Genomic DNA, 23,053 nt, shown 5'->3' on the forward strand with positions numbered 1-23,053 from the left:
TGTCGAGATGGGCCCCAAAGGTCAACGCGGCGATGGTTTCGCAAGGGGCGGATCGTCGCTATCTGTGCCGGATGACCCAATCTGCCCTGCCCATCGGCGTCTTCGTGACGCCCGTCACCCCGCTGCAACAGAACTGCACGACGGTCTGGTGCGCAAAGACGAACAAGGCAGCGGTGATCGATCCGGGCGGAGCTGTGGATCAGGTTCTCGGTGAAATCGCGCGGCGCGGTCTGACCCTCGACCAGATCTGGATCACCCACGGCCACCTCGATCACGCGGGCGGGGCGGCGGAAATGAAGGAAAAGACCGGCGTCCCGATCATCGGCCCGCATGAGGACGATCTGTTCTGGATCGAAGGGATTCCCCGCCAGGGTCAGATGTACGGATTGCCGGACGCGCGCACCTTCACATCGGATCGCTGGCTGACGGACGGCGACACGGTGACCCTGGGCGAAACGACGTGGGACGTAGTCCACACGCCCGGCCACACACCCGGCCACGTCGTCTTCTTCAACCGCGAAAGCGGCTTTGCCCAGGTGGGGGACGTGATCTTTCAGGGCTCGATCGGCCGGACGGACTTTCCCAAAAGCGACCACAACGCCCTGCTTCACTCGATCACGCACAAGCTGTGGGCTCTGGGCGACGGGGTCACCTTCGTGCCGGGACACGGGCCCATCTCGACGTTCGGGGCCGAGCGCCAGACCAACCCCTATGTCTCGGACCGGGCGATGCGGTCGACGCCGATCGCCCGGCCCGCGACGGGACCGTCCTGAGCCTTCAGCGACGCAGCAGAAGCCCGATCAGGACACCGGCCCCGACGGCATAGAGGGCGACCTTGATCGGCTCATCCACGATGGCTTCGCGGGTCGAAGCTGCCCGGCTACGCGCCCACTCGCGCGTCTGGCTCAGGTCTTCGCGAACGGCCTGGCGGATCGAGGTCGTCTGGGCGAAGGATCGCGTCTCGGAATCGCGACGATCGGCATTCGCCAGAAAATCCGAGGCCTGACGGTCCAGGCGGGCGGACTCGGTGTCATCCTCGATGATGTCGTCGGCAGTCGCGGCGGTGGCGTAAGGGTCGGTCATGGCGTCATCCTGGGTTGAGGGGCTGGCCGACTGAACAGTCCTTCGGGCGGCCGGTTCCGTTCGACCTGAACATCCTGATCAGCAGCGCGTTGGTCTGGCTCACCAAGGAGCGCGCCATGTCCCCCAACGAACCGGAACCCCGTCCCGAAGAACAACCGGCCCCCGATTTTCAGCCCGAGGTCGAGCCGGCCGGCAGCCCGGACGAAATCCCGCCCTTCGATCCCGGCGGCGGCGAAGGCGATTTCGGCCAGCCGATGTCCTGATCCGGATCATTTCGACCGTGACACGAAAGCGACGCACCCTCGGAACCTTGCCCCACCCCCGGGGTTTTGAAGCCAAGCCGTAGCTTACTCAGGAAGGAACAACCCAATGGCCGAAGGTCAGCCCAACCGTCCGTCGGGTGTGTCCAAGCGAGGCTTCGCCTCGATGGATCCCGAGCGTCAACGTGAGATCGCTCGCAAGGGCGGAGCCAGCGTCCCCAGCGAGAAGCGCAGCTTCTCACAGGACCGTGGTCTGGCCGCACAGGCCGGCCGCAAGGGCGGCGAAGCCTCTCACGGGACACGCCGACCTGAAGACGAGGTCGAAGGTCAGGCAGAATAGCCGCTTCAGGACCGACAGAACGGGGCGGCGGATCGCAGGATCCGCCGCCCTTTTCGTATCCCGTCAGGCCTCGAGGACGACGATGGCGACCGAGGGCTCGGGGCCGACCTCGAACGCGGCTACCGACCACCCTGCGGCCTCGGCGAGTGCACGCACCGTGGCCTCACGATACTTGCGCGAGCTTTCGGTGTGGATCGTCTCGCCCTCAACGAAATCGACGGTGGCTGCACCGATCCTGACCCTCTGGTCGCGCGTCGAGCGCAGATGCATCTCCATCCGGGCGTCGACCGGGTTCCACAGCGCCAGGTGCTCGAAGGCCGACAGATCGAAATCCGCGTCGAGCTCCCGATTGGCACGGACCAGCAGGTTCTTGTTGAACGCCGCCGTCACCCCTTGCGCATCGTCATAGGCGGCGACCAGTGTCCCCGGATCCTTGACCAGATCGACCCCGAGGATGAACAGGGCTCCGGCGTCCAGACGCTCCCGCGCCACGCTCAGGAAGCGGACGGCGTCTTCGCGATCCAGGTTGCCGATCGTCGATCCCGGAAAGAACCCGACCCTTCGCCCGAGCCCCAACTCCGGCAGGGCCGGCAGGTTCAGGAAATCGCCGACGACCGGCTCGACCCGCAACGAAGGATAGGCGGCAGATATACCCTCGACCGCCTGTTCCAGCGCGTCAGGACTGATGTCGATCGGCACATAGGCGGCAAGATTGGGTGCGGCATCGAGCAGGATGCGCGTCTTCTCGCTAGCCCCGGATCCGAACTCGACCAGCACCGCCCGGTCGCCGAACCGCGCCGTCAGGGACGGCGCCAGTTCTCGCAGGAGTGCGGCTTCCTGACGCGTCGGATAGTATTCCGGAAGGCGCGTGATCTCCTCGAACAGCCGCGACCCCTCCGCGTCATAGAACCATTTAGGCGACACGGCCTTCTGCGGCTTCGCCAGGCCGGCCAGCAGTTCGGTTCGGAACTCTCGGGTGACGGCGTCGTCACCGAGGTCCCGCTCTTCCGAGGAAACATCCTCGGCCAGTCTCAGTCCCATGAACGCCCATCTTTGATGCGGATAGAAGAAGTTGCGGTAGGTCGCGCGGCCATGGCCATCGGGTGTCGCGAACGAGGAGCCCCTCAGAACGCTCTGATTGGCCATGAATTTCCCGTTGTACTCCGCCGCCGTCCCTGCGGTTGGGCGAAAGCCGGGATAGGGCAGATAGGCGCTGGACGTATGCTGCCAGACCTCGCCGAACAGGTTGTCGAAAGCGTCGGGCCGCGTCGTCGCCGCATACTCCCATTCCGCCTCGGTCGGCAGGCGCTTGCCGGCCCAGGTCGCAAAGGCGTCGGCCTCATAGGCGCTGACATGGCGGACGGGCGCGTCAGGATCGACAGGAACGCGGCCCGTCAGCGACATCGTGGTACAGCCCTCGGGATCATCCCGCCAATACAGCGGTGCCGTCCAGCCCTCGGCCTTCACCGTCGCCCAGCCGTCCGACAGCCACAGCTCGGGCCGCCGGTATCCGCCGTCGTCGATGAAGGCGATCCATTCCCTGTTGGTCACCAGGTCGCGCGCCAGCGCGAACGGCTGCAACCAGACCGGATGGGCAGGCCCTTCGTTGTCAAAGGCGAACCCCGGCCCGTCATGGCCCAGAGTGGCCATCCCACCCGTGAAGGTCTCGAAGCCGCCTCGCGCGGGCTCGACCGGTAAGGCCCGCGGCTCGACCGCGTAGGCCGCCGGATCCAGCGGGGACCGGGCCATCAGGGCCAGGATGTCCATCAGGAACAGCTCCTGATGCTGCTGATCGTGATGCAAACCAAGCACGAACAGATACCGATCCGCCGCCGAGGTCAGGCCGCGTCCCAACCGATCGACCATCCGGCGATCGATTTCCGCACGATACGCCAGCACGTCCTCAAGCGATGGCCGGGTCATCAACCCCCGCTCATGCCGCGCAACCCGTTCGCCGAGCGCCTCATAGTAGGAGTTGAAGATCTGCTGGAAACGCGGATCGACAGGCTCATAGCCCTCGTCGGCCGCCAGGATCATGGCCTCGAAGAACCAGCTGGTGTGCGCCAGATGCCATTTGCCGGGGCTGGCATCCGGCATGGCCTGGGCCGAAAGGTCTTCAGACGACAGGCCTGCCGCCAGCGCGGGCATGGCATCCCGCACGCGTCGGTACAGGGCGACGTCGTCGTGCTGACGCACGGCGATGCGGGTGTGGTCGTTCATCGGCACAGTCCCCCAACGCCTTCGTGATCCATTCGACCCGCAGCGGAAAGCCGCACGACGAATTTCGTTCCGAAGTCAGGTACGTCGAAACTACCGAACCGGACGCCCGCCGTGCTTGGCATATTCGAGCCGCGCGATGGTCCGGTTGTGAACCTCGTCCGGCCCATCGGCGAAACGCAGCGTCCGGACCTGGGCGTAGAGCTCGGCCAGCGGCGTATCGGCCGACACACCCGCCCCACCGAAGGCCTGGATCGCGTCGTCGATGATCTGCAGCGCCATCTTGGGTGCCGCGACCTTGATCTGCGAGATTTCAGACTTGGCGTTCTTGGCCCCTGCCTGATCGATCATCCAGGCGGCCTTCAGTACCATCAGGCGGCACATCTCGATATTGGTCCGCGCCTCGCCGACCCGCTGTTCCCAGACCGAATGTTCGGCGATCTGCTTTCTGAACGCGGTGCGGTTCAGCAACCGTCCGCACATCAGGGCCAGGGCCTTCTCCGCCGCACCAATCGTCCGCATGCAATGGTGAATGCGGCCGGGCCCCAGCCGCCCCTGCGCGATCTCGAACCCCCTGCCCTCGCCCGCGATCAGGTTCGAGACCGGCACCCGGACGTTCTCCAGCACCACCTCGGCGTGGCCGATCGGCCGTTCGTCATAGCCAAAAACGCTCAGCATACGTTCGACGCGGAAGCCCGGCGTGTCGGTCGGCACCAGGATCTGCGACTGCTGCGCATGGGTCGCCGCCCCCGTGTCGGTCTTGCCCATGACGATGGCGATCCTGACGTTCGGATGGCCCATGTTGGTCGACCACCATTTGCGGCCGTTGATCACATACTCGTCGCCATCGCGCACGATCGAGGTCTGGATGTTGGTCGCATCCGACGAAGCGACCGCGGGCTCGGTCATCAGGAAGGCCGAACGGATCGTGCCGGCCATCAGGGGCTTCAGCCACCGCTCCTGCTGCTCGGCGTTGCCGTACATATGCAGGACTTCCATGTTGCCGGTGTCGGGTGCGGCGCAGTTGAACACCTCGGCCGACCACAGGGCGTGACCCATGATCTCGGCCAGGGGCGCGTATTCGACATTGGTCAGCCCCGCCCCGTGCTCGCCCGGCAGGAACATGTTCCACAGTCCCGCCTCGCGCGCCTGGGCCTTCATCTCTTCCATGACGGGCGGCTGGCGCGTGTGATCCTCATGGACCTCGGCCCAGTATTCGGCCGAGCGCGGCAGCACCTTGTCGTCCATGAACCGCTTGAGCCGCTCCTGCCAGTGCAGGCCGAGATCGCTGTGCTTGAAATCCATGGTCGTCCTCCCGAGACGGATATGAAAACGGCGCGGCCCTCTTTCGGAGCCGCGCCGTGTCGTCGTTGTCTTTTCAGACCGGCATCAACGCTTCAGCAGCGGGATCAGCTTCTGGGCGATCATCATGTCGCCGGCGATCTTCAGCTTGCCCTGCATGAAGGCCATCATGCCGTCCAGCTTGCCTTCGGACATGGCGATGAAGTCGTCCCAGGACACGGTCACGGTGGTGTCGGCGGGCTTGTCGTCATTGGTCACCGTGTTCGGAACCGAGGCACCGTCGATGTAGATCTTGCCGGTGTCGCCCATGTCGATCTTGACGGTCTTGCCCAGACCGGAGTTGTCGCCGACGGCGCTGCGGATGTGTTCGGTAACCTGAGCCAGGTCGGCCATGGTCGTCTCCCTAAGACAGTGATTTGAGACAGCCCTAGCCCTCCCCGACCACCGTGCCAAGATCACGTCAGGTCAAGTTGGGTCAGGTTCCCTGCTTGAGGAAGGGCGCGGTCTGGAACAGGCAACGTTCAGCGGCACGGGGATCGTTCTCGCTCCGGCTCTCGACATCGAAGATCATCGTGGCCCGCTCCGGCAGCGAATAGGGATTCCAGGCCGGGATCGCCGCATTGTTCGGGTCGCCGGTCCGGGCGAAGGCGATGAAAGTCTCGCTCATCGCATTGGCCACCCTGAGCGCTTCCGGTCCGGTCCCCGTCTTCGACGTCGGCTGGTGGCAATTGTCGAAGGCCAGGGCGATGTCGAACGAGTGATAGGCACCCAGCCTCGGCTCCACCGGCGATCCGAAGTTCAGCTGGTACATCCAGGTCCGGTCCCCGATCTTCGCCCTCTCCTCGGCCTGGATCAGATGCCCCGGCCGCGACCGGCCACAGGTGGCGGCAGCGAAGAATACGTCCACCGGCGACATCGACGGGAACTGCCGCCGGTACCAATCGACGACATACTGGGCGTTCAGATCGACCACGAACTCGGGCGCCAGCTTGGCCGCCACCGTGTCCCAGGTCAGGCTGAAGTTGCGCTCGTCCGACGCGGTAAAGGCCCGCGCCTCGTCGTGGGTATTGCCGACGATCATGGGGATGTGCGCACTCTCCCTCGGTGCATCCGGCACGAAGGGATGTCTGGGCAGGGTGTCGTGGTCCATCACCGACCAGAAATAGATGCCGCCCTTCTCGATCGGGTCGTCCATCGACAGGGCCTCGACCAGCCTGCCCATGGGCACTGTGGCCAGCTCCGCCGCGCGGTCCGGTGTCAGGTCGAGGTGATCGAGAAAGGCCCGCATCCTCAGTTCGGCGTGTTGCGGGCCCATGGCGGTCACGTGCTGGCCGCTCATGGTGATGACCTTGTGGAACAGACCGGCTGCCGAGGGCATGGCCATCAGCGTCACCAGCTTGGCCCCACCACCCGACTGGCCGAAGACGGTGACGTTGTCGGCATCGCCGCCGAACTCGGCGATATTGTCCCTTACCCATCGCAGGGCCAGCATCAGGTCCAGGTTCCCGACACTGCCCGACTTCGCATAGACCCCGCCCCCGACCGGCGACAGCAGCTGGCCCAGACCATTGTATCCGAACATATTCAGCCGGTGGTTCAGGGTCACGACGACCACATCGCCGCGCCGACACAGGGCCACCCCGTCATAGAGCGGGCTCGACCCCGATCCGTTGGCGTGGGCCCCGCCGTGGACATAGACCATCACCGGTCGCTTCGCCGCGTCGCGAAGCTCGGGCGTCCAGACGTTCAGGAACAGACAGTCTTCGGACTGATTGGCCTCATCCGACTTCTGTGGGCTGGCCGCGCCATAGGCCGTGGCTTCGCGGACGTCGCTCCACGATTCAGGTGCCACCCCCGGCTGGAACCGCCGTAGCGCTGTGTCCGCCCCATAGCGCACGCCCTTGAAGACCTTGATCCCCTGATCGACGTATCCCCGCACGCGCCCTTGCCGCGTCGTCGCCACAGGCTGAGCCGGATCGGCCCAGGCCGCACCGCCCGTCGCCATCAGGCCCCCGGTCATGGCTGCGGTGGCGATCACGGTGCGACGGGTCTGCATGGCGGAGGGTCCTTGCTAGGGCGTGGCCCTGGCCTGCGCCTCGATCAGGTCGAGGAGCGGCTTCAGGCTGGGGTTGTCATTGTCGCGACGCCAGGCGACGAACAGTTCGACCGGGCGTTCCGGCGTGGTGTCCAGAGGCCGGAACTCGACCCCCTCGAAATGCAGCTTGGTCGCCGCCTCGGGCACCACCGCCGCCCCGATGCGGGCGTGGACCAGGGCCAGGATCGAGTGGATCTGCGCCATATGCTGGACATACTGGGGCGAGACCCCGGCCTCGTCGAACATGGCCGTCAGCATGGCGTGGAAATAGCCGGCCCCTTCGGGCGCATACATGATCATCGGCTGGGCATCGAAATCGGCCAGGCTGATGCGATCCTTGTCCAGACGAGGATCGCCGCTGGGCAGTGCAGCGACCAGGGGCTCGGTCAGCACCCTCACCTTGTCGAACTCGGGCCGGGTCAGGGGCGGCCGCACCAGACCCAGGTCGATCCGCCCGGTCAGCAGGGCCTCGACCTGTTCGCCCGACACCAGCTCCCGCAGCGTCAGATCGACATTGGGCAACCGGGTCCGCGCCAGATCGACCAGATTGGGCAGGAAGGAATAGCCGGATGCCGCCGTGAACCCGACCGCGACCCGGCCCGCATCGCCGCTGGCGATCCGCCGCGTGGCCAGGGCCGCACTTTCGGCCAGCCTGAGAATCCGCTTGGCCTCGATCAGGAACGACCGCCCGGCCGGCGTCAGCCGCACCGACCGGCTGGTCCGGTCCAGCAGGACGACGCCCAGGATACGCTCCAGCAACTGCACCTGCCGGCTCAGCGGCGGCTGGGTCATGTTGAGGCGCTGGGCGGCCCGCCCGAAATGCAGTTCCTCGGCGACGGCGACGAAGCACCGCAACTGGCTCAGCTCGAACATGTTCATCGCCTCTCTCCCAGGCGATGGGTTCTAGGCCCTGCGGACCCGAACGGACAGGGCACCGACCCTATCCGTTCGCCGCCAGTTTGGGCGCGGCGGGTTGCACGCGGGCGATCAGCGCCGACAGCTCGGCGAGTTCGGCGGGCTTGAGGTCGATCAGCGGCGTGCGGACCGGACCGGCGGTGCGGCCGATGGCGGTCATCCCGGCCTTGACGATCGATACGGCGTAGCCCCGACCCTTGTTCCGCAGCGCAATGTACGGCAGCACGAAATCGCGCAGGCCCGCCATGATGGTCGCATGGTCGCGGGCCCGGACGGCCTTGTAGAAGTCCAGCGCGAACTCCGGCACGAAGTTGAAGATCGCCGACGAATAGGTCGTGACCCCCATCTCCAGATAGGCTGGCGCAAAGGTCTCGGCGGTCGGAAGGCCGCCGACATAGGTCAGGCGATCGCCCATCCGCGCATAGACCTGCATCATCAGCTCGATGTCGCCGACGCCGTCCTTGAATCCGACCAGGTTCGCATTGCGCTCGCACAGCTTTTCCAGCGTCTCAGGCTGCAGTACGGCGTTATCACGGTTGTAGACGATGACGCCCAGCGACGTCGCCTTGCAGACGGCCTCCACGTGCGCCGCCAGACCTTCCTGGCCAGGCACCATCAGATAGTTGGGCAGCAACAGGATGCCGTCGGCACCGTTGGCCTCGGCGGATCTGGCCAAATCGACGGCCATGGCGGTGCCGTATCCGGCACCGGCGATCACCGGGGTCTTGCCCGCAGTTTCCTCGACGGCGGCCTTGACCACCTTGCCGACCTCTTCGGGGGTCAGGGAGAAGAACTCGCCGGTGCCGCCGGCGGCGAACAGCCCGGCCAGCTCATACTCCAGCATCCAGGCGCAGTGCTCGCGATAGTCCTTCTCGACGAACTGCTGCTCGGCGTCGAAATGGGTGACCGGAAACGACAGCAAACCGCCGCCGATGGTCGCGGCCATTTCCGCGGGCGTCATTCTGGACATGGAATTCCTCGCTCAAAGACGGCCGTGCCGCCCGGCGCTGTCGTCGCGCCCTGATCGAACGGTATTCCCGTCTTTGATGCGGGTCCAAGCCAATGCAGCTATCGACCGATGCGCGTTTTGGCTTGATGGCCTCAGTAGCCCTGAGCGCGGGCCAGCCGCTCGGTGTGGAAACCGGCGTCGCCCAGCAGTTCGTTCAGCACCCGCACCCGCTTCATGAACAGGCCGACGTCAAAAGCGTCGGTCATGCCGACGCCGCCGTGCATCTGCACCGCCTCCTGAACGGCCAGTTCGGCGACGCGACCCGCCTTGGCCTTGGCCACCGAGACGGCGAGGCCCGCGTCGTCGCGCCCCGCGTCCAGACGCTGCAACGCGCCCAGCACCGCCGCCCGCGCCAGTTCGATCTCGGTGAACAGATGCGCCGCCCGGTGCTGAAGGGCCTGGAACTCGCCGATCAGCCTGCCGAACTGCTTGCGCGTGCGCAGATACTCGAGCGTCAGCTGGAACGCCTGATCCCCTGCCCCGGTCAGGGACGCCGCCGCACAGGCACGGCCCAGGTTCAAAGCGCCCTCCAGCAACCCCTCGCCCGCATCGACCGCGCCGATCACCGCATCGGCGTCTACCTGAACATCGGTCAGGGTCACTCGCGCCGCATTGTGAGCATCGACCATGACGGTGCGTTCGATCTCGACCCCTGCCGTCTTCGGATCGACCAGGAACAGGGTCAGGCCCCCGTCGGTTCGCGCCGCCACGATCAGGGCATCCGCAATATGGCCGTCCAGCACGAACCCCTTGGCCCCGTTCAGCCTGAACCCGTTGCCCGACCGTTCGGCCGAGGTGGCGATGGCCGATGGCCGATGCTTGGCACCCTCGTCCACGGCCAGCGACAGGATCGCCTCGCCGCCGGCGATGCGCGGCAGCCAGGCCGCCTGCTGCGCGGCCGATCCGCCGTCGATCAGGACCTTCGCCGACAGCACGCCCGACCCCATGAACGGCGATGGCGTCAGGGTCCGGCCCAGCGCCTCGGCCAGCACGCCCGCCTCGACCGCACCCAGCCCGGAGCCGCCATGCGCCTCGGGAATGATCACGCCCGCGAACCCCATCTCGCCGAAGGACCGCCACAGGTCGCGCGAGACCCCGTCCGCGTCGTGGTCGTCACGCAGCTTTCGCAGGTGGGCGATCGGCGCGTGCTCGTTCAGGAAGCCGTCCGCGGCCTCCTTCAGCATCGTCTGTTCGTCGGTGAGGATCAGCGGCATGAGAATTCCTGGAGTTGATCTTCGAAGTCGCAACTGGGGACGACCTGGATCGCCTGTCCGCGCAGCCCGCCCAGCAGACGGCGAATCGAGGCGACAAACGGTTCCGCGTCTGCGTGGCCAGCCTCGGCGGTGATCTCCAGATAGAACGGCCAACCGATGAAGTCGGTCTCGCCGCGTCCATCCGTGTTGGTGATCAGGTCGATCAACAGGCCGTCTGTCCGCAATGTGCGGTTCTCGAAACGCCCGCCCACGGCCGTGATCAGGGCCGCCTGCATCGCCGTCCGGCTCGCCTCGCGTTTCGGCCCGGTCAGATAGACCTTGCAGTAGGGGTCACTGGACAAGGCTCACGCCCCGGGCAGTTGCAGCATGTGTTTGGCGATGATGTTCAGCTGGATCTCGCTGGTGCCGCCCTCAATCGAGTTGGCCTTGGTCCGCAGCCAGTCGCGGGCCGCCCCGCCGTGGTGCGACCGCTCGCTTTCCCATTCCAGCGCATCCGATCCCCCCGCCGCCATTGCCAGTTCGTGGCGACGCTTGTTCAACTCCGACCCATAGTATTTCAGCATGGAGGCGATGGCGGGCGAGACCTGTCTGGCCTTCACCTGATCCCCGACCCGCTCCATCGACAGCTGGAAGGCCGCCAGATCGATCTCCAGATCGGCGATCCGTGCCCGTAGCATCGTATCGTCCAGACGACCGTCCGAATCGGCGCCGACGCTGTCGGTCGCCACCTGGCCCATCGGCCGACTGCCCCCGATCATGCCCATGCCGCCGATCATGGTCCGCTCGTGCGCCAGCAGCGCCTTGGCCACGTCCCAGCCCCGGTTCAGCGTCCCGACGAGGTTCGCCTTCTCCACCCGCACGTCGTCGAAGAAGGTCTCGCAGAAGGGCGACTTGCCCGAGATCAGGGTGATCGGCCGGGTCGAAACCCCCGGCGTCGCCATGTCGAACAGGACGAACGAAATCCCCAGATGCTTGGGCGCCTCCGGATCGGTTCGCACCAGACAGAAAATCCAGTCCGCCTTGTCGGCATAGGAGGTCCAGACCTTCTGACCGTTGACGATCCAGTGGTCGCCCCGATCCTCCGCGCGCGTCTGAACGCCCGCGAGATCCGACCCCGCCCCCGGCTCCGAATAGCCCTGGCACCAGCGGATTTCGCCGCGCACGATCTCGGGCAGGAACCGTTTCTTCTGGTCCTCGGTCCCGAACTGCAGCAGGGCCGGGCCCAGCATCCAGACGCCGAAGCTGGACAACGGCATCTGGGCGTCGATCCGCCGCATCTCGGAGGCCAGCACCTTGGCCTCCTCGCGGCTCAGCCCCCCGCCGCCGTACTCGGTCGGCCATTCCGGCGCGGTCCATCCCCGCGCGCCCATGACCTCCATCCACGTCTTGTGGTGCGGGGTCTTGAACACGGCGTTGCGCCCGCCCCAGACCCGGTCCTCGTCGCTGTCCAGCGGCCCTCGGCACTCCGCCGGGCAGTTCGCCTCAAGCCAGGCCCGTGTCTCGGCCCGGAACGTCTCAAGATCAGCCATCGCGTGTCCCCGCGTTTCCTCTTGGATACATGATAGCAGCCATTGCGGGCTGACGTAGGGTCAGGCGCACGTGTTTATGCGCATCCGTTCCGCCCCCTTGTCGATCAGGTTTATCTTCCTATATTTCGGCCAAGAAGCGTGTAGTGACGCTTGGGGGTCTTTGACAAATCAGTGGCAAGCCCCCTTCGAAAAGGGACGGAGATTTCCGATAATCTGGCAGGGTTTTGGATCCGCGCTTTTCGCAGTAAGTTGAAATTGCTTCAGAATGACTTTTGGCGCGGTCACGTCTGGCAGGGTTTTTTCGACGGCTGGACGACGCTTACGCCGCAGCCAGGGCGGACAGCGCCTCCGGCTGGCCAGGGCACGGCCCCTGCCGGGAATGACCGAACGGTTCGCGCACGATCGTGCGAAATTGGGGGATTTTATCGCCCTGAAATTCGGTATGCTGGTCCGGTCGTTGTGTTTGGAGTTTCCGATCTTGAAAGTTCTGGTTCTCGGCGCCGGTGTCATCGGGGTCACGACCGCCTACTACCTGGCCAGGGCCGGGCATGAGGTCACGGTCGTCGAACGTCAGCCGGGACCGGCGCTGGAGACCAGCTTCGCCAACGCGGGCCAGGTGTCGCCCGGCTATTCCTCGCCCTGGGCCGCGCCCTCGATCCCGCGCAAGGCCCCACGCTGGCTTCTGATGAAGTACGCGCCGCTGATCCTGCGGCCCCGCGTCGATCCGGCCATGATCCAGTGGGGCCTGGCCATGCTGAGGAACTGCACGCCGTCCCGTTACGTCCGCAACAAGGAGCGGATGGTGCGTCTGGCCGAATACAGCCGCGACCAGCTTATGGCCCTGCGCGCCGAGACCGGCATCGCCTATGACGGCCGGGCCCAGGGCACGCTCCAGCTGTTTCGCACCGAGCGCCAGCTCGAGGACTCGGCCAAGGACGTCAAGGTCCTGAACCACGAGGGCGTCCCCTGCGAGGTGCTGGACAAAGCCGGCTGCATCGCCGCCGAGCCCGGTCTGGCCCGATCAGAGGCCACTATCGTCGGCGGCCTGCGCCTGCCCAATGACGAGACCGGCGATTGCCACATCTTCACCACCCGCCTCGCCGAGATGGCCGCCGAACTGGGCGTCGTCTTCCGCTTCAACGAGACCGTCGAATGGATCGCGACCCAGGCCAATGAGGTCACCGCCGTCCGCACCGACAAGGGCGATCTGACTGCCGACGCCTATGTCGTGGCCCTGGGCAGCTATTCGACCCGGATGCTGAAGCCGCTGGGCCTCGGCCTGCCGGTCTATCCGGTGAAGGGCTATTCGATCACCGTGCCGATCGCCGACGAACCCGGCGCACCCGTCTCGACCGTAATGGACGAGACCTACAAGATCGCCATCACCCGTCTCGGCGACCGTATCCGGGTCGGGGGCATGGCCGAACTGGGCGGCTACAGCCACGACCTGCCGCCCCATCAGCAGGCGACGCTCGAGCACTCCCTGACCACCCTGTTTCCGGGAGCCGGCGACGTCGGCGCGGCGAAATACTGGACCGGCCTGCGGCCCATGACGCCCGACGGCACGCCGGTGATCGGACGGACGAAATACAAGGGCCTGTGGCTCTCGACCGGTCACGGCACCCTGGGCTGGACCATGGCCTGCGGCTCGGGCCGGGTGCTCGCCGACCTGATCTCGGGCATCAAGCCGGAGGTCGAGACCGCCGATCTGGAAATCGCCCGCTACGCCTGATCGGCCGGAGGGGCGTCGGTCCAGCCGTTGGGCCGCCACCCGCTCATCAGGGCCTCGATCGCGACCTGGACCGGGCCCGAGATGTCGCGCTTGCCCATCTCCATCTCGCGCACCCGCGCCGTCCGCTTCTCGGGCGTCCCGGCCAGACGCAGGGCGCGCCCCAGTTGCTCGTGATCCCACCCCAGGATCGTGCGCGCCATCTTCAGTTCGTCCGCCGGACCGGCCATCGCCCTACTCCACTCGATCTCCTGAACCGTGGTCAGGAGATTGAATCACATTGAAAACCAGGACGCTTCTGACGGAGCCCGCCAAACATACCGTGGCCGGATATAGCGCCGATGACCGGTCGAACAAAGACCTTCACCACCCACGGACACCAAGCGTGAAACTACCCCTCGAACCGATAGCCGATCCCGGCCTCGGTCAGGACGATCGTGGGCACCGCCGGATCGGGTTCGATCTTGTGCCGCAATTGGCCGATGACGACGCGCAGGTACTGGATGTCGTCGGCATGGGCGGCCCCCCAGACCGCGGTCAGCAGGTCGGTGTGGCTCACCACCTTGCCCACGCTCCGCGCCAGATAGGCCAGGACGTCATACTCCTTGGGCCGAAGCTTGAGCCGCTCCTCGCCCTTCATGACCAGACGACGATCCAGATCGATGGTGACCTGACCGGCCGTGACGACGCCCGTCGCCGCAGGCCGCAACGCACCCTGACGCAGGCCCGCCCGCAGCCGGGCCAGCAGCTCCCCGACCCCGAACGGTTTCTCGACATAGTCGTTGGCCCCGAGGTCCAGCGCCGCGATCTTCTCGGCCTCGCGGTCCCTGGCCGACAGGATGATGATCGGCCCGGCATAGAATTCCCGCGCCCGCCTGAGCACCTCCTTGCCGTCCATGTCTGGCAGGCCGAGATCGAGAACGACCGCGTCCGGGTTCCACAGAGCGATCCCCCGCAGGCCCTCCTGTCCATTGTCCGCGCGCTTCGCGTCATAGCCGGCAGCGTCGAGCGCCGGTGTCAGGAAGCGGTGGATCTGGGGTTCATCATCGATGACCAGGATCTGCGGGCGGACGGCCGACATCACAGCAGCTCGCGATGGGTGGCGATGGCCTTGGGAAGGCTGATCAGGATACGCGTCCCCGACGTCACCCCATTGTCCCCCTCATGGATCGGGCTGGCCGCCGCGATCCGGCCGTTCATGGCCTCCACGAAGCCCTTGGCGATGGCCAGGCCCAGGCCGACGCCCTTGGACCGGTCGCTCGATTCTTCCATCCGCCGGAACTTGTCGAAGACCCTTTCAAGCTCTGCGGTCGGGATACCCATCCCCTCGTCCTCTACGCTGATCACAACGGCGTTGCGATCCTCGTAGGCGGCGATCTCGATGGTCGATCCGTCGGGACTATAGGCGATGGCATTCTCCAGCACATTGACCAGGGCCTGTTCGAGAAGTCCTTCGTCGACCCTGACGAGCGACAGGTCCGCAGGGAAGTCCCGGGTCATCCTGCGGTTCTCGAGACGTCTGGACACCCGCTCGGCCGCCGCATTGAGAATATCGCGCGCATCGGTCCATTCGGCCCGCACCTTGAGCGCCCCGCCCTCCAGCCGGGTCATGTCCAGCAGGTCGCCGACATAACGGTTCAACCGCTCGGCCTCTTCACGGATGCTGAGCAGGAGGTCGGCCCGCACCGCCGGCGTCAAACCCTCACCGTAGTCGATCAGGGTCGTCGCAGAGCCCAGCACGGTCGACAGCGGCGTCCTCAGATCGTGGCTGACCGAGTTCATCAAGGCCGTGCGGAACCGGTCGGCGCGCCGAAGGGTCTCGGTCTCGACCGCCTGACCGGCGAGGTCGGCGCGCTCGATGGCGACGGCGCCCTGGTCCAGAAGGGCCAGGGTCAGGCGTTCCTCGTCGGACCCTGACGCGAGGGCGGCAGCCTCGATCCCCGCCACACCGGAGCGCCCTTGAATCCCCTGCAGTGGCCAGAACGTCCAACTCGCCTGCGGAAGCGTCCCCGTCCCATGACCGGCGGCCTCCCCGTGCTCCCAGGCCCACCGCGCGGAGGCCATGGCGGATGCCCCCAGGTCCGGAGTGTCGGGTGCCCCGGCCGCGATCACGAGGTCATCTCCCTGCGGCAACAGGACGACCGCCTTGGCCCCGGCGGCATGGGAGGCCTGTTCAGCCAGCACGCGCGCCGTCGCCGCTCGGCCGTCCGCCCCCGCGAGCGCCTGGCTGGCCCCCAGAAGCGCCGAGACCGCGACGGCCCGTCTCTGCGTCCGCTTGGCCTGTTCCCGGACCCGCCCTGCGAGCGCGCCGGTCAGCAGGGCGACGCCCCAGAACACCACCAGGGTCAGGACATCCGTCGGCGACCCGATGATGAAGCTGTATCGCGGCTGGAGAAACAGGAAGTTGTAGATCAGGAAGGCCGCTGTCGCGGCGGTCAGCGCAGGTCTGAGCCCGTACAGGGCACCGGCCGCGACCACGGCGGCCAGATAGATGACCCCCAGATCGACCCGCTCGAAGGCCGCGTCGAGGCTGTAGGCCGTGAGGGTTGCCAGCGCCACGAACCCGAGGCCGACGGCATAGCCGAACCATCGCACCGGCACGCGAACCGGTCGCGTCGTCGGGGCCGCAGCAGCATCCTTCTCGTCGGTGATGATATGGATGGCGACGCCACTGGCCGATCGCAGCAGTTCTGCCGCCAGGGACCGGCCGATCAGGTCTCGCAGGCGGCTGGTCCGGCCTTTGCCGATCACGATCTGGGTGACGTGGTTGCGCCCGACATAGTCCATCACTGCCCGGACGACGTCGTCACCACTGAGGGTGATGGTCCGCGCGCCCAGTTGCTCGGCCAGCTTCAGGGCCTCGCTGAGGCGAGCGGCCCGCTCGCCCGTGATCGTACCCTGATCGACCGTCGCGACGGTCCAGGGGGCGTCCATCATCATGTCCGAGAGGCGCCGACCGGCACGGACCAGCGAAGCCGCCATGCCGTCCCCGCCGATCAGGACCAGAATGCGAGCGCCCGCGGCCCAGGGCCCCGGCACGCCCTTTTCCCGCAGATGGACGAGCAACTGGTCATCGACGGTCTGGGCCGCCCGCCGCAGCGCCAGTTCGCGCAGCGCCGTCAGGTTCTCGACCTTGAAGAAATTCTCCGAGGCCAACCGCGCCGTTTCGGGCACATAGACCTTGCCATCCTCCAGCCGCTTGCGCAGCTCATCGGGCGTGATGTCCACGACCTCGATGTCGTCCGCCTTGGACAGGGCGCTGTCAGGAACCGTCTCGCGCTGGCGAGCACCCGTGATGCGCAGCACGACGTCGGACAGGCTCTCCAGATGCTGGACGTTCAGCGTGGTCCAGACGTCGATCCCGGCTTTCAGGATCTCCTCAACGTCCTGCCAGCGTTTGGGATGGCGCGAGCCGGGGACGTTGGAATGGGCGTACTCATCGACCAGCAGCAGGCCGGGCCGACGCGCGATCGCCCCGTCGATGTCGAACTCCATCAGGGCCCGGCCCTTGTAGTCGATCGGATTGCGGGCCAGCACATCGAGCCCGCGCAGAAGGCTCTCGGTCTCCTTGCGGCCATGGGTCTCGACGACCCCGACCAGGACGTCGCCGGTCTCGGCCTGACGCCGACGGGCAGCGCGCAGCATCTCGTAGGTCTTGCCGACGCCCGGGGACATGCCCAGGAAAACCTTCAGCCGGCCCCGCTTTCGCGGAGCCGGCCGGGGTGCGTCGGGCGTGTCGGGGTCTGCCAAAATCAGGCTGCCGGAGGCTGCGCCAGGGCGTCGAGCGCGCGGTTGGTCATCAGGACGTTGACGCTGGGCTGGCCGATGAAGCCGAGCAGAGGGCCCTTGGTATTGCGGTCGATCACGCCCTGCACCTGTGCCGTCGTCAGACCCCGGGCCGCCGCGACGCGCGGGGCCTGGAGAGCGGCATAGGCCGGAGAAATGTCCGGGTCGAGCCCCGAAGCGGACGTCGTCACCGCATCGGCGGGGATGGCCTGACCGGGGGCTTCGGCGCGCAGGGCGACGGCGTCGGTCTTGACCCGTTCGATCAGGTCGGGGTTCAGCGGGCCGAGGTTGGAGCCCGACGACCCGGCCGCGTTATAGCCGTCGCCGGCCGCAGACGGACGGGGGTGCAGATAGCGCGCCTCGGCGAAGGGCTGGCCGATCAGGGATGAGCCCTGAACGGTGCCGTCCGGTCCGCGCACCAGACTGCCGTCGGCCTGGCTGGGGAAGGCCAGCTGGGCCGCGCCGGTGATCGCCAGCGGATAGGCCAGCCCCAGCAGCAGGGTGAAGAGGGCGATCATCACGAGGGCGGGGCGGATTTGGTTGACCATCGTGGTCGCTCCTAGAAGGTGGCCTTCAGCGAGGCCACGGCGCGGCTGCCGTAGATGTCGCCGAAGTCGTGTTCGTCGGTGTCGTGATAGCGGACGTCGACCGCCAGGTTGGACGTCAGCTGATAGGCGACCCCCAGGTTCCACGTCGTGTAGTCGAAGGCCGACGAGACGAACTGACGACCTACGGCACCCGAGATCGTCCACCTGTCGGCGGTGCTGATCGCGGCATTGGCCTCGACATAGGTGGCCTCGTCCTCGGCGGCCCCGAAGAAGTCGGGGGAGTAGTAGACGGCGGCCCCGACCGTGGCCGGACCGACGGCGCGCGACGCGGCGGCCTTCAGCTCGACGTAGTCATAGTCGGCGCCGTTTGGTTGGCTGGTGTAGAGATAGCCCACCACGCCGAGGTCGGCGTTTGGTTGGCTGGTGTAGAGATAGCCCACCACGCCGAGGTCGAGGTTCCAGCCGGCGACCTCGGGACGAATGCCGCCATAGAGGTCGATCTCGGCATTGGTGTCGCCGTCTCCGGGAAAGGCCACGTTGGAGGCCCAGGTTCCGGCGTAGAAGGATCCGACGGTGACGTCGACGCCGCCGGAGATGGCCGGGTCTTCCTCGGTCTGGCTGACGCCGCGGAAGACGTAATCAGAAGCGGCCGCGACGTTGAAGGACCACTGGGGACCGGTGTCCTGGGCCACGGCCGGCAGGGCGATGGCGGTCGAGGCGGCGATCAGGGCCAGGACGGCGGGACGGAGGGAGAGACGCATGAACTATTCCTTGAGAGCAGAAGCCGGGACCGGTTCGGGTCGACCGGGGGCGTGGGTGTCGCGGGCCTGGGCCAGCAGACCGACGATGGCGATGGTGGCGATGAAGAAGACGGCGAACCAGACGTCGTTCTTGCCGGAGGCCTTGAACTGGGACTTGCGGGACATGACGGCCATGCTCACGCCAGACCCAGGCCGGTGATGACCAGGTCGATGGCCTTGATGCCGACGAAGGGCGCGATAAGTCCGCCGAGACCATAGATCAGCAGGTTTCGGCTCAGCAGCGCCCCCGCCCCGATGGCGCGATATTTGACGCCGCGCAGGGCCAGCGGGATCAGGGCCACGATGACCAGGGCATTGAAGATCACCGCGGACAGAATGGCGCTCTCGGGGCTTCCGAGTTGCATCACATTCAGCGCGCCGAGCGCCGGCAGCGCGACCACGAACATCGCAGGGATGATGGCGAAATACTTGGCCACGTCGTTGGCGATCGAGAAGGTGGTCAGAGCACCGCGGGTGATGAGCAGTTGTTTCCCGACCTCGACGATCTCGATGACCTTGGTGGGGTCGCTGTCGAGATCGACCATGTTGCCGGCTTCGCGTGCGGCCTGGGCGCCGGTCTGCATGGCCACGCCGACGTCGGCTTGCGCAAGGGCCGGGGCGTCGTTGGCGCCGTCGCCGCACATGGCGACCAGACGCCCCTTGGCCTGTTCGGCCTTGATGAGGCGCATCTTGTCCTCGGGCGTCGCCTCGGCGAGATAGTCGTCGACCCCGGCCTCCGAGGCGATAGCGGCCGCCGTGACCGGGTTGTCACCGGTGATCATCACGGTGCGCAGGCCCATGGTGCGAAGCTCGGCGAAGCGCGCCTTGACGCCTGGCTTGACCACGTCCTTCAGGTGGATGACGCCCACGAGGCGGCCGTTCTCGGTGACGGCCAGAGGCGTACCGCCGGAGCGGGCGATACGGTCCACGGCGGCCGTGAACTCAGCCGGTGCCGTGGTTTCGGCACCCAGGGACTTCAGCACTGCATCGACCGCGCCCTTGCGCCAGCTGTCCTTGCCCACATCCAGACCAGACTGGCGGGTGGTGGCCGTGAACGCGATGGCGGTCGAACCCGCAGGCTGCTCCACCATGATCCCGGCGTTGCGGCCCAGTTCGACGATCGAGCGGCCTTCGGGCGTCTCATCGGCCAGGGAGGCGGTGACGGCGGCGCGCAGGGCGACCTCGGGACGGACGCCAGAGACGGGGATGACCTCGGTGGCCATGCGGTTGCCGAAGGTGATGGTGCCGGTCTTGTCGAGCAGCAGGGTGTCGACGTCGCCTGCCGCCTCCACCGCACGGCCCGAGGTGGCCAGGACGTTCACTTTCAGCAACCGGTCCATGCCGGCGATGCCGACGGCGGACAGCAGTCCCCCGATGGTCGTGGGGATCAGGGTGATGAACAGGGCACCCAGCACGATCGGATCCAGTTCCACCCCCGAATAGGCGCCCAGGCCCAGCAGGGTCACGACGGCGATCAGGAACACCAGCGTCAGGCCGGCCAGCAGCACGCTCAGGGCCAGTTCGTTCGGCGTCTTGCGACGGTTCGCGCCCTCGACCATGGCGATCATGCGGTCGAGGAAGGTCGAGCCGGGAGCCGAGGTGATGCGCACCTTGATCCAGTCGGAGACCACGGTAGTGCCGCCGGTAACGGCCGAACGGTCGCCGCCCGACTCGCGGATCACGGGGGCGCTCTCGCCGGTGATGGCGGCCTCGTTGACCGAGGCGACACCCTCGATGATCTCGCCGTCCGAGGGGATGACGTCGCCCGCCTCGACCAGGACGATCTGGCCGACCTGAAGCTCGCCCGCCGGGGTCGGGACGACCGTGCCGGTCTTGGGATCGACGATCAGCTTGGCCTTGGTCGTGACGCGGGTGGCGCGAAGGCTGTCGGCCGCCGCCTTGCCCCGCCCTTCGGCGACGCTTTCGGCGACATTGGCGAACAGGACCGTGGCCCAGAGCCAGATGGCCAGCTGGATGGCGAAGCCCGCCGACTGGCCCGAGGCGATGGCCCCGGCCGCCGACACGGTCGACAGCAGGGCCACGATCCAGGTCGTGAAGATGACCGGGTTCTTGAGCAGGTGACGGGGGTTCAGCTTGACGAAGGCGTCGCCGAGCGCGCGGCCCAGCATGGCGCCGGTCAGGCCGCCGCCCAGCGAGGGAGCCGAGGTAGCGACGGGCGGGGTGGCTTCAGGGTTGGCGAATGTCATTTCAGGTGTCCGAAGGGATCACAAAGCGGATCACTGGGCCGCGCCGGCGAGCATCTGGAAATGCTCGACGATGGGTCCGAGGGCGAGGGCCGGGAAGAACTGCAACCCGCCCAGGATGAGGATGACGCCGATCAGCAGGCCGATGAACTGGGCGCTGTCGGTCGGCAGTGTGCCGGTCGAGGGGGCCAGCTTGGGCTTGACGACCAGGCTGCCGGCGATGGCCAGGACCGCCACGGCGGGCACGAACCGGCCGAGCAGCATCCCGATGCCGAGCGTGGTGTTCCACCAGGGGGCGTTGGCGGTCAGACCGGCGAACGCCGAGCCGTTGTTCGCCGCCGCCGAGGTGTAGGCGTACAGCATCTCCGACAGGCCGTGCGGTCCGTGGTTCAGCAGCCCCTCCATGGCGGTCGGGAAGACGGCGGCGATGGCGGTGAAGCCCAGGATGGCCAGGGGCAGGACCAGGACCGCGATCATGGCGTACTGGATCTCGCGCGCCTCGATCTTCTTGCCGAGGTATTCGGGGGTGCGACCGACCATCAGACCGGCGACGAACACCGCCAGCATGGCCATGACGACCATGATCGCGATCCCCGACCCGATCCCGCCGGGCAGGATCTCGCCCAGCTGCATCAGGAACATCATCAGCCCGCCCGACAGCGGCATATAGGAGCCGTGCATGGAGTTGACCGATCCGTTCGACGCGCCGGTGGTCGGACCGGCCCAGGCGACCGAGGACGGCAGGCCGAAGCGGGTCTCCTTGCCTTCCAGGTTGACCGGTTTCTCGATCCCGGCGGCGACGAGGGCCGGGGCGGGCTGGCTTTCGGCGACATAGATGCCGGCCGTGCAGACGCTGAGCAGGATGAAGCCGGCGGCGACCAGGGCGCGAACGTCCTTCTTGGCCAGGACGCAGCGGCCAAAGGCGAAGAAGGCGGCCCAGCCGAGCACGTTGATCGCGACCGCCTCGATGAGGTTGGTGAGGGGCGAGGGGTTCTCGAACGGATGGGCCGAGTTGGCGTTGAACACGCCCCCGCCGTTGATGCCCAACTGCTTGATGGCCTCCTGGCTGGCGGCCGGGAACAGGGAAAGGGTCTGCGACCCGCCTTCCAGACCGGTCGCCGTCGCCGACGCCGCCAGGCTCTGCACCACGCCGAGGCCGGCCAGAACCAGCGCCAGAACGATCGAAAGGGGCAGCAGCAGATAGAGGGTCGTCCGGGTCACGTCGGCCCAGAAATTGCCGACCCCCTCACCCCGGCTGGCCACAAAGGCTCGGGCCAGGGCGGCGGCGATGGTCGCGCCGGTGGCGGCGGACAGAAAGTTCTGGGTCGTGAAGCCGACCATCTGGCTGAAGGTCGAGGTGGTGCTTTCACCACCATAGGACTGCCAGTTGGTGTTGGTCACGAAGCTGACGGCGGTGTTGAAGGCCAGGTGCGGCGAGAGCCCCGCGAACCCTTGGGGGTTCAGCGGCAGGAAGGCCTGAAGCCTCAGGATGGCGAACAGAAGGAAGAAGCCCGCCGCGTTGAAGGCGATCAGGGCGGCGGCATAGCCGGTCCAGCCCTGGCTGCGGTTCGGATCGACGCCGGCGCACCTGTAGAAGACGCCTTCGACGGGCTTCAGGACGGGGTCGAGCCAGGTGCGCTCGCCGTTCCAGACGCGCGACAGATAGATCCCGATCGGCCAGCCGATCAGGACGGAAAGAGACAGTGTGAGGGCGATCTCGCCCCAGCCTTGCAAGGTCATGGCGGCGGCTCCTTCAGAACCGCTCGGGGCGCACGAGCGCCGCGATCATGTAGACGGCGACGACGACTGCGCCGACACCCCAGAGGATGGCGATCATCGTCACACCCTCTTTAACGCTGCGGCGAGCACGGCAAAGACGACGAACGCCCCGCCGCCCAGCGCCAGAAACAAAAGATCGGCCATGTGGCGCCTCCGGAAAATCAGGAGGTCGGTGGACCATGAACCCACATAACGGGGCCATGCGAGTCTGGGCGCGGCGCATAACGCCCGCATAAAATCGAC

Annotated in this window: 23 protein-coding genes; 4 read left to right on the forward strand and 19 right to left on the reverse strand. The window is 66.8% G+C overall.

Going from position 1 to position 23,053, the window contains the following annotated elements; genetic code table 11:
- Window positions 1-71: 71 nt before the first annotated feature.
- On the forward strand, window positions 72-773 hold the full coding sequence (locus O5K39_RS15705) for an MBL fold metallo-hydrolase (protein WP_271147176.1): 702 nt from the start codon (window positions 72-74) through the stop codon (window positions 771-773).
- Between the two features lie 4 nt (window positions 774-777).
- On the opposite strand, the gene O5K39_RS15710 is transcribed toward O5K39_RS15705, so the two are convergent.
- Window positions 778-1,083: a hypothetical protein gene (locus O5K39_RS15710; RefSeq protein ID WP_271144542.1), complete on the reverse strand. Its 306-nt coding sequence runs from the start codon at window positions 1,081-1,083 to the stop codon at window positions 778-780.
- Window positions 1,084-1,199: 116 nt separating this feature from the next.
- On the opposite strand from O5K39_RS15710, the gene O5K39_RS15715 reads away from it, so the two are divergent.
- Complete coding sequence (locus tag O5K39_RS15715) at window positions 1,200-1,346, forward strand: hypothetical protein (RefSeq protein ID WP_271144543.1); 147 nt, start codon at window positions 1,200-1,202, stop codon at window positions 1,344-1,346.
- A gap of 106 nt (window positions 1,347-1,452) precedes the next feature.
- Entirely contained in the window at window positions 1,453-1,683 is a 231-nt protein-coding gene (locus O5K39_RS15720; RefSeq protein ID WP_271144544.1) for a general stress protein, read from the forward strand.
- A gap of 63 nt (window positions 1,684-1,746) precedes the next feature.
- On the opposite strand, the gene egtB is transcribed toward O5K39_RS15720, so the two are convergent.
- The 9 genes from egtB to O5K39_RS15765 all read right to left on the reverse strand — a co-directional run bounded on the left by egtB (window position 1,747) and on the right by O5K39_RS15765 (window position 11,964).
- Window positions 1,747-3,903 carry an ergothioneine biosynthesis protein EgtB gene (gene egtB, locus O5K39_RS15725; RefSeq protein WP_271144545.1) on the reverse strand — a complete coding sequence of 719 codons (2,157 nt, stop codon included), beginning with the start codon at window positions 3,901-3,903 and terminating at the stop codon, window positions 1,747-1,749.
- Window positions 3,904-3,993: 90 nt separating this feature from the next.
- Window positions 3,994-5,205 carry an acyl-CoA dehydrogenase family protein gene (locus tag O5K39_RS15730; RefSeq protein ID WP_271144546.1) on the reverse strand — a complete coding sequence of 404 codons (1,212 nt, stop codon included), beginning with the start codon at window positions 5,203-5,205 and terminating at the stop codon, window positions 3,994-3,996.
- A gap of 84 nt (window positions 5,206-5,289) precedes the next feature.
- On the reverse strand, window positions 5,290-5,595 hold the full coding sequence (locus O5K39_RS15735) for an SCP2 sterol-binding domain-containing protein (protein WP_271144547.1): 306 nt from the start codon (window positions 5,593-5,595) through the stop codon (window positions 5,290-5,292).
- A gap of 82 nt (window positions 5,596-5,677) precedes the next feature.
- A complete protein-coding gene (locus tag O5K39_RS15740; protein ID WP_271144548.1) occupies window positions 5,678-7,258 on the reverse strand; it encodes a carboxylesterase/lipase family protein in 1,581 nt (526 codons plus the stop codon).
- 15 nt (window positions 7,259-7,273) lie between these two features.
- Window positions 7,274-8,176 carry a LysR substrate-binding domain-containing protein gene (locus O5K39_RS15745; RefSeq protein WP_271144549.1) on the reverse strand — a complete coding sequence of 301 codons (903 nt, stop codon included), beginning with the start codon at window positions 8,174-8,176 and terminating at the stop codon, window positions 7,274-7,276.
- 61 nt (window positions 8,177-8,237) lie between these two features.
- Window positions 8,238-9,173, reverse strand: coding sequence for a 5-dehydro-4-deoxyglucarate dehydratase (gene kdgD / locus O5K39_RS15750; RefSeq protein ID WP_271144550.1), 936 nt, complete (start codon window positions 9,171-9,173; stop codon window positions 8,238-8,240).
- A gap of 140 nt (window positions 9,174-9,313) precedes the next feature.
- Complete coding sequence (locus tag O5K39_RS15755) at window positions 9,314-10,435, reverse strand: acyl-CoA dehydrogenase family protein (RefSeq protein ID WP_271144551.1); 1,122 nt, start codon at window positions 10,433-10,435, stop codon at window positions 9,314-9,316.
- The gene (locus O5K39_RS15760; RefSeq protein WP_271144552.1) at window positions 10,426-10,776 is read right to left on the reverse strand and encodes a hypothetical protein; all 351 of its coding nucleotides are present in this window, start codon (window positions 10,774-10,776) and stop codon (window positions 10,426-10,428) included. The genes O5K39_RS15755 and O5K39_RS15760 overlap by 10 nt, the downstream gene beginning before the upstream one ends.
- A 3-nt stretch (window positions 10,777-10,779) precedes the next feature.
- Entirely contained in the window at window positions 10,780-11,964 is a 1,185-nt protein-coding gene (locus O5K39_RS15765; RefSeq protein WP_271144553.1) for an acyl-CoA dehydrogenase family protein, read from the reverse strand.
- A gap of 379 nt (window positions 11,965-12,343) precedes the next feature.
- On the opposite strand from O5K39_RS15765, the gene O5K39_RS15770 reads away from it, so the two are divergent.
- The gene (locus O5K39_RS15770) at window positions 12,344-13,696 is read left to right on the forward strand and encodes a D-amino acid dehydrogenase (protein WP_271144554.1); all 1,353 of its coding nucleotides are present in this window, start codon (window positions 12,344-12,346) and stop codon (window positions 13,694-13,696) included.
- Here O5K39_RS15770 and O5K39_RS15775 read toward each other — a convergent pair.
- From O5K39_RS15775 to O5K39_RS15815, 9 genes are all read right to left on the reverse strand, one after another.
- The gene (locus O5K39_RS15775; protein ID WP_271144555.1) at window positions 13,687-13,923 is read right to left on the reverse strand and encodes a hypothetical protein; all 237 of its coding nucleotides are present in this window, start codon (window positions 13,921-13,923) and stop codon (window positions 13,687-13,689) included. The genes O5K39_RS15770 and O5K39_RS15775 overlap by 10 nt on opposite strands.
- A gap of 161 nt (window positions 13,924-14,084) precedes the next feature.
- Complete coding sequence (locus O5K39_RS15780) at window positions 14,085-14,774, reverse strand: response regulator (RefSeq protein WP_271144556.1); 690 nt, start codon at window positions 14,772-14,774, stop codon at window positions 14,085-14,087.
- The gene (locus tag O5K39_RS15785; protein WP_271144557.1) at window positions 14,774-17,443 is read right to left on the reverse strand and encodes a sensor histidine kinase KdpD; all 2,670 of its coding nucleotides are present in this window, start codon (window positions 17,441-17,443) and stop codon (window positions 14,774-14,776) included. The genes O5K39_RS15780 and O5K39_RS15785 overlap by 1 nt, the downstream gene beginning before the upstream one ends.
- A gap of 2 nt (window positions 17,444-17,445) precedes the next feature.
- Window positions 17,446-18,027 (reverse strand): potassium-transporting ATPase subunit KdpC, encoded by a 582-nt coding sequence (gene kdpC, locus O5K39_RS15790; protein ID WP_271144558.1) that lies wholly within the window; start codon window positions 18,025-18,027, stop codon window positions 17,446-17,448.
- Between the two features lie 11 nt (window positions 18,028-18,038).
- Complete coding sequence (locus tag O5K39_RS15795; protein ID WP_271144559.1) at window positions 18,039-18,788, reverse strand: TorF family putative porin; 750 nt, start codon at window positions 18,786-18,788, stop codon at window positions 18,039-18,041.
- A 3-nt stretch (window positions 18,789-18,791) separates the two neighbouring features.
- Window positions 18,792-18,962: a hypothetical protein gene (locus tag O5K39_RS15800; protein ID WP_271144560.1), complete on the reverse strand. Its 171-nt coding sequence runs from the start codon at window positions 18,960-18,962 to the stop codon at window positions 18,792-18,794.
- 2 nt (window positions 18,963-18,964) lie between these two features.
- Window positions 18,965-21,034 (reverse strand): potassium-transporting ATPase subunit KdpB, encoded by a 2,070-nt coding sequence (gene kdpB, locus O5K39_RS15805; protein WP_271144561.1) that lies wholly within the window; start codon window positions 21,032-21,034, stop codon window positions 18,965-18,967.
- Window positions 21,035-21,064: 30 nt separating this feature from the next.
- Window positions 21,065-22,771 (reverse strand): potassium-transporting ATPase subunit KdpA, encoded by a 1,707-nt coding sequence (gene kdpA / locus O5K39_RS15810; RefSeq protein WP_271144562.1) that lies wholly within the window; start codon window positions 22,769-22,771, stop codon window positions 21,065-21,067.
- 13 nt (window positions 22,772-22,784) lie between these two features.
- Entirely contained in the window at window positions 22,785-22,868 is an 84-nt protein-coding gene (locus O5K39_RS15815) for a potassium-transporting ATPase subunit F (RefSeq protein WP_348637134.1), read from the reverse strand.
- Between the last annotated feature and the right edge of the window lie 185 nt (window positions 22,869-23,053).

The sequence above is a fragment of the Brevundimonas sp. NIBR10 genome, assembly GCF_027912515.1.
GTDB lineage: Bacteria > Pseudomonadota > Alphaproteobacteria > Caulobacterales > Caulobacteraceae > Brevundimonas.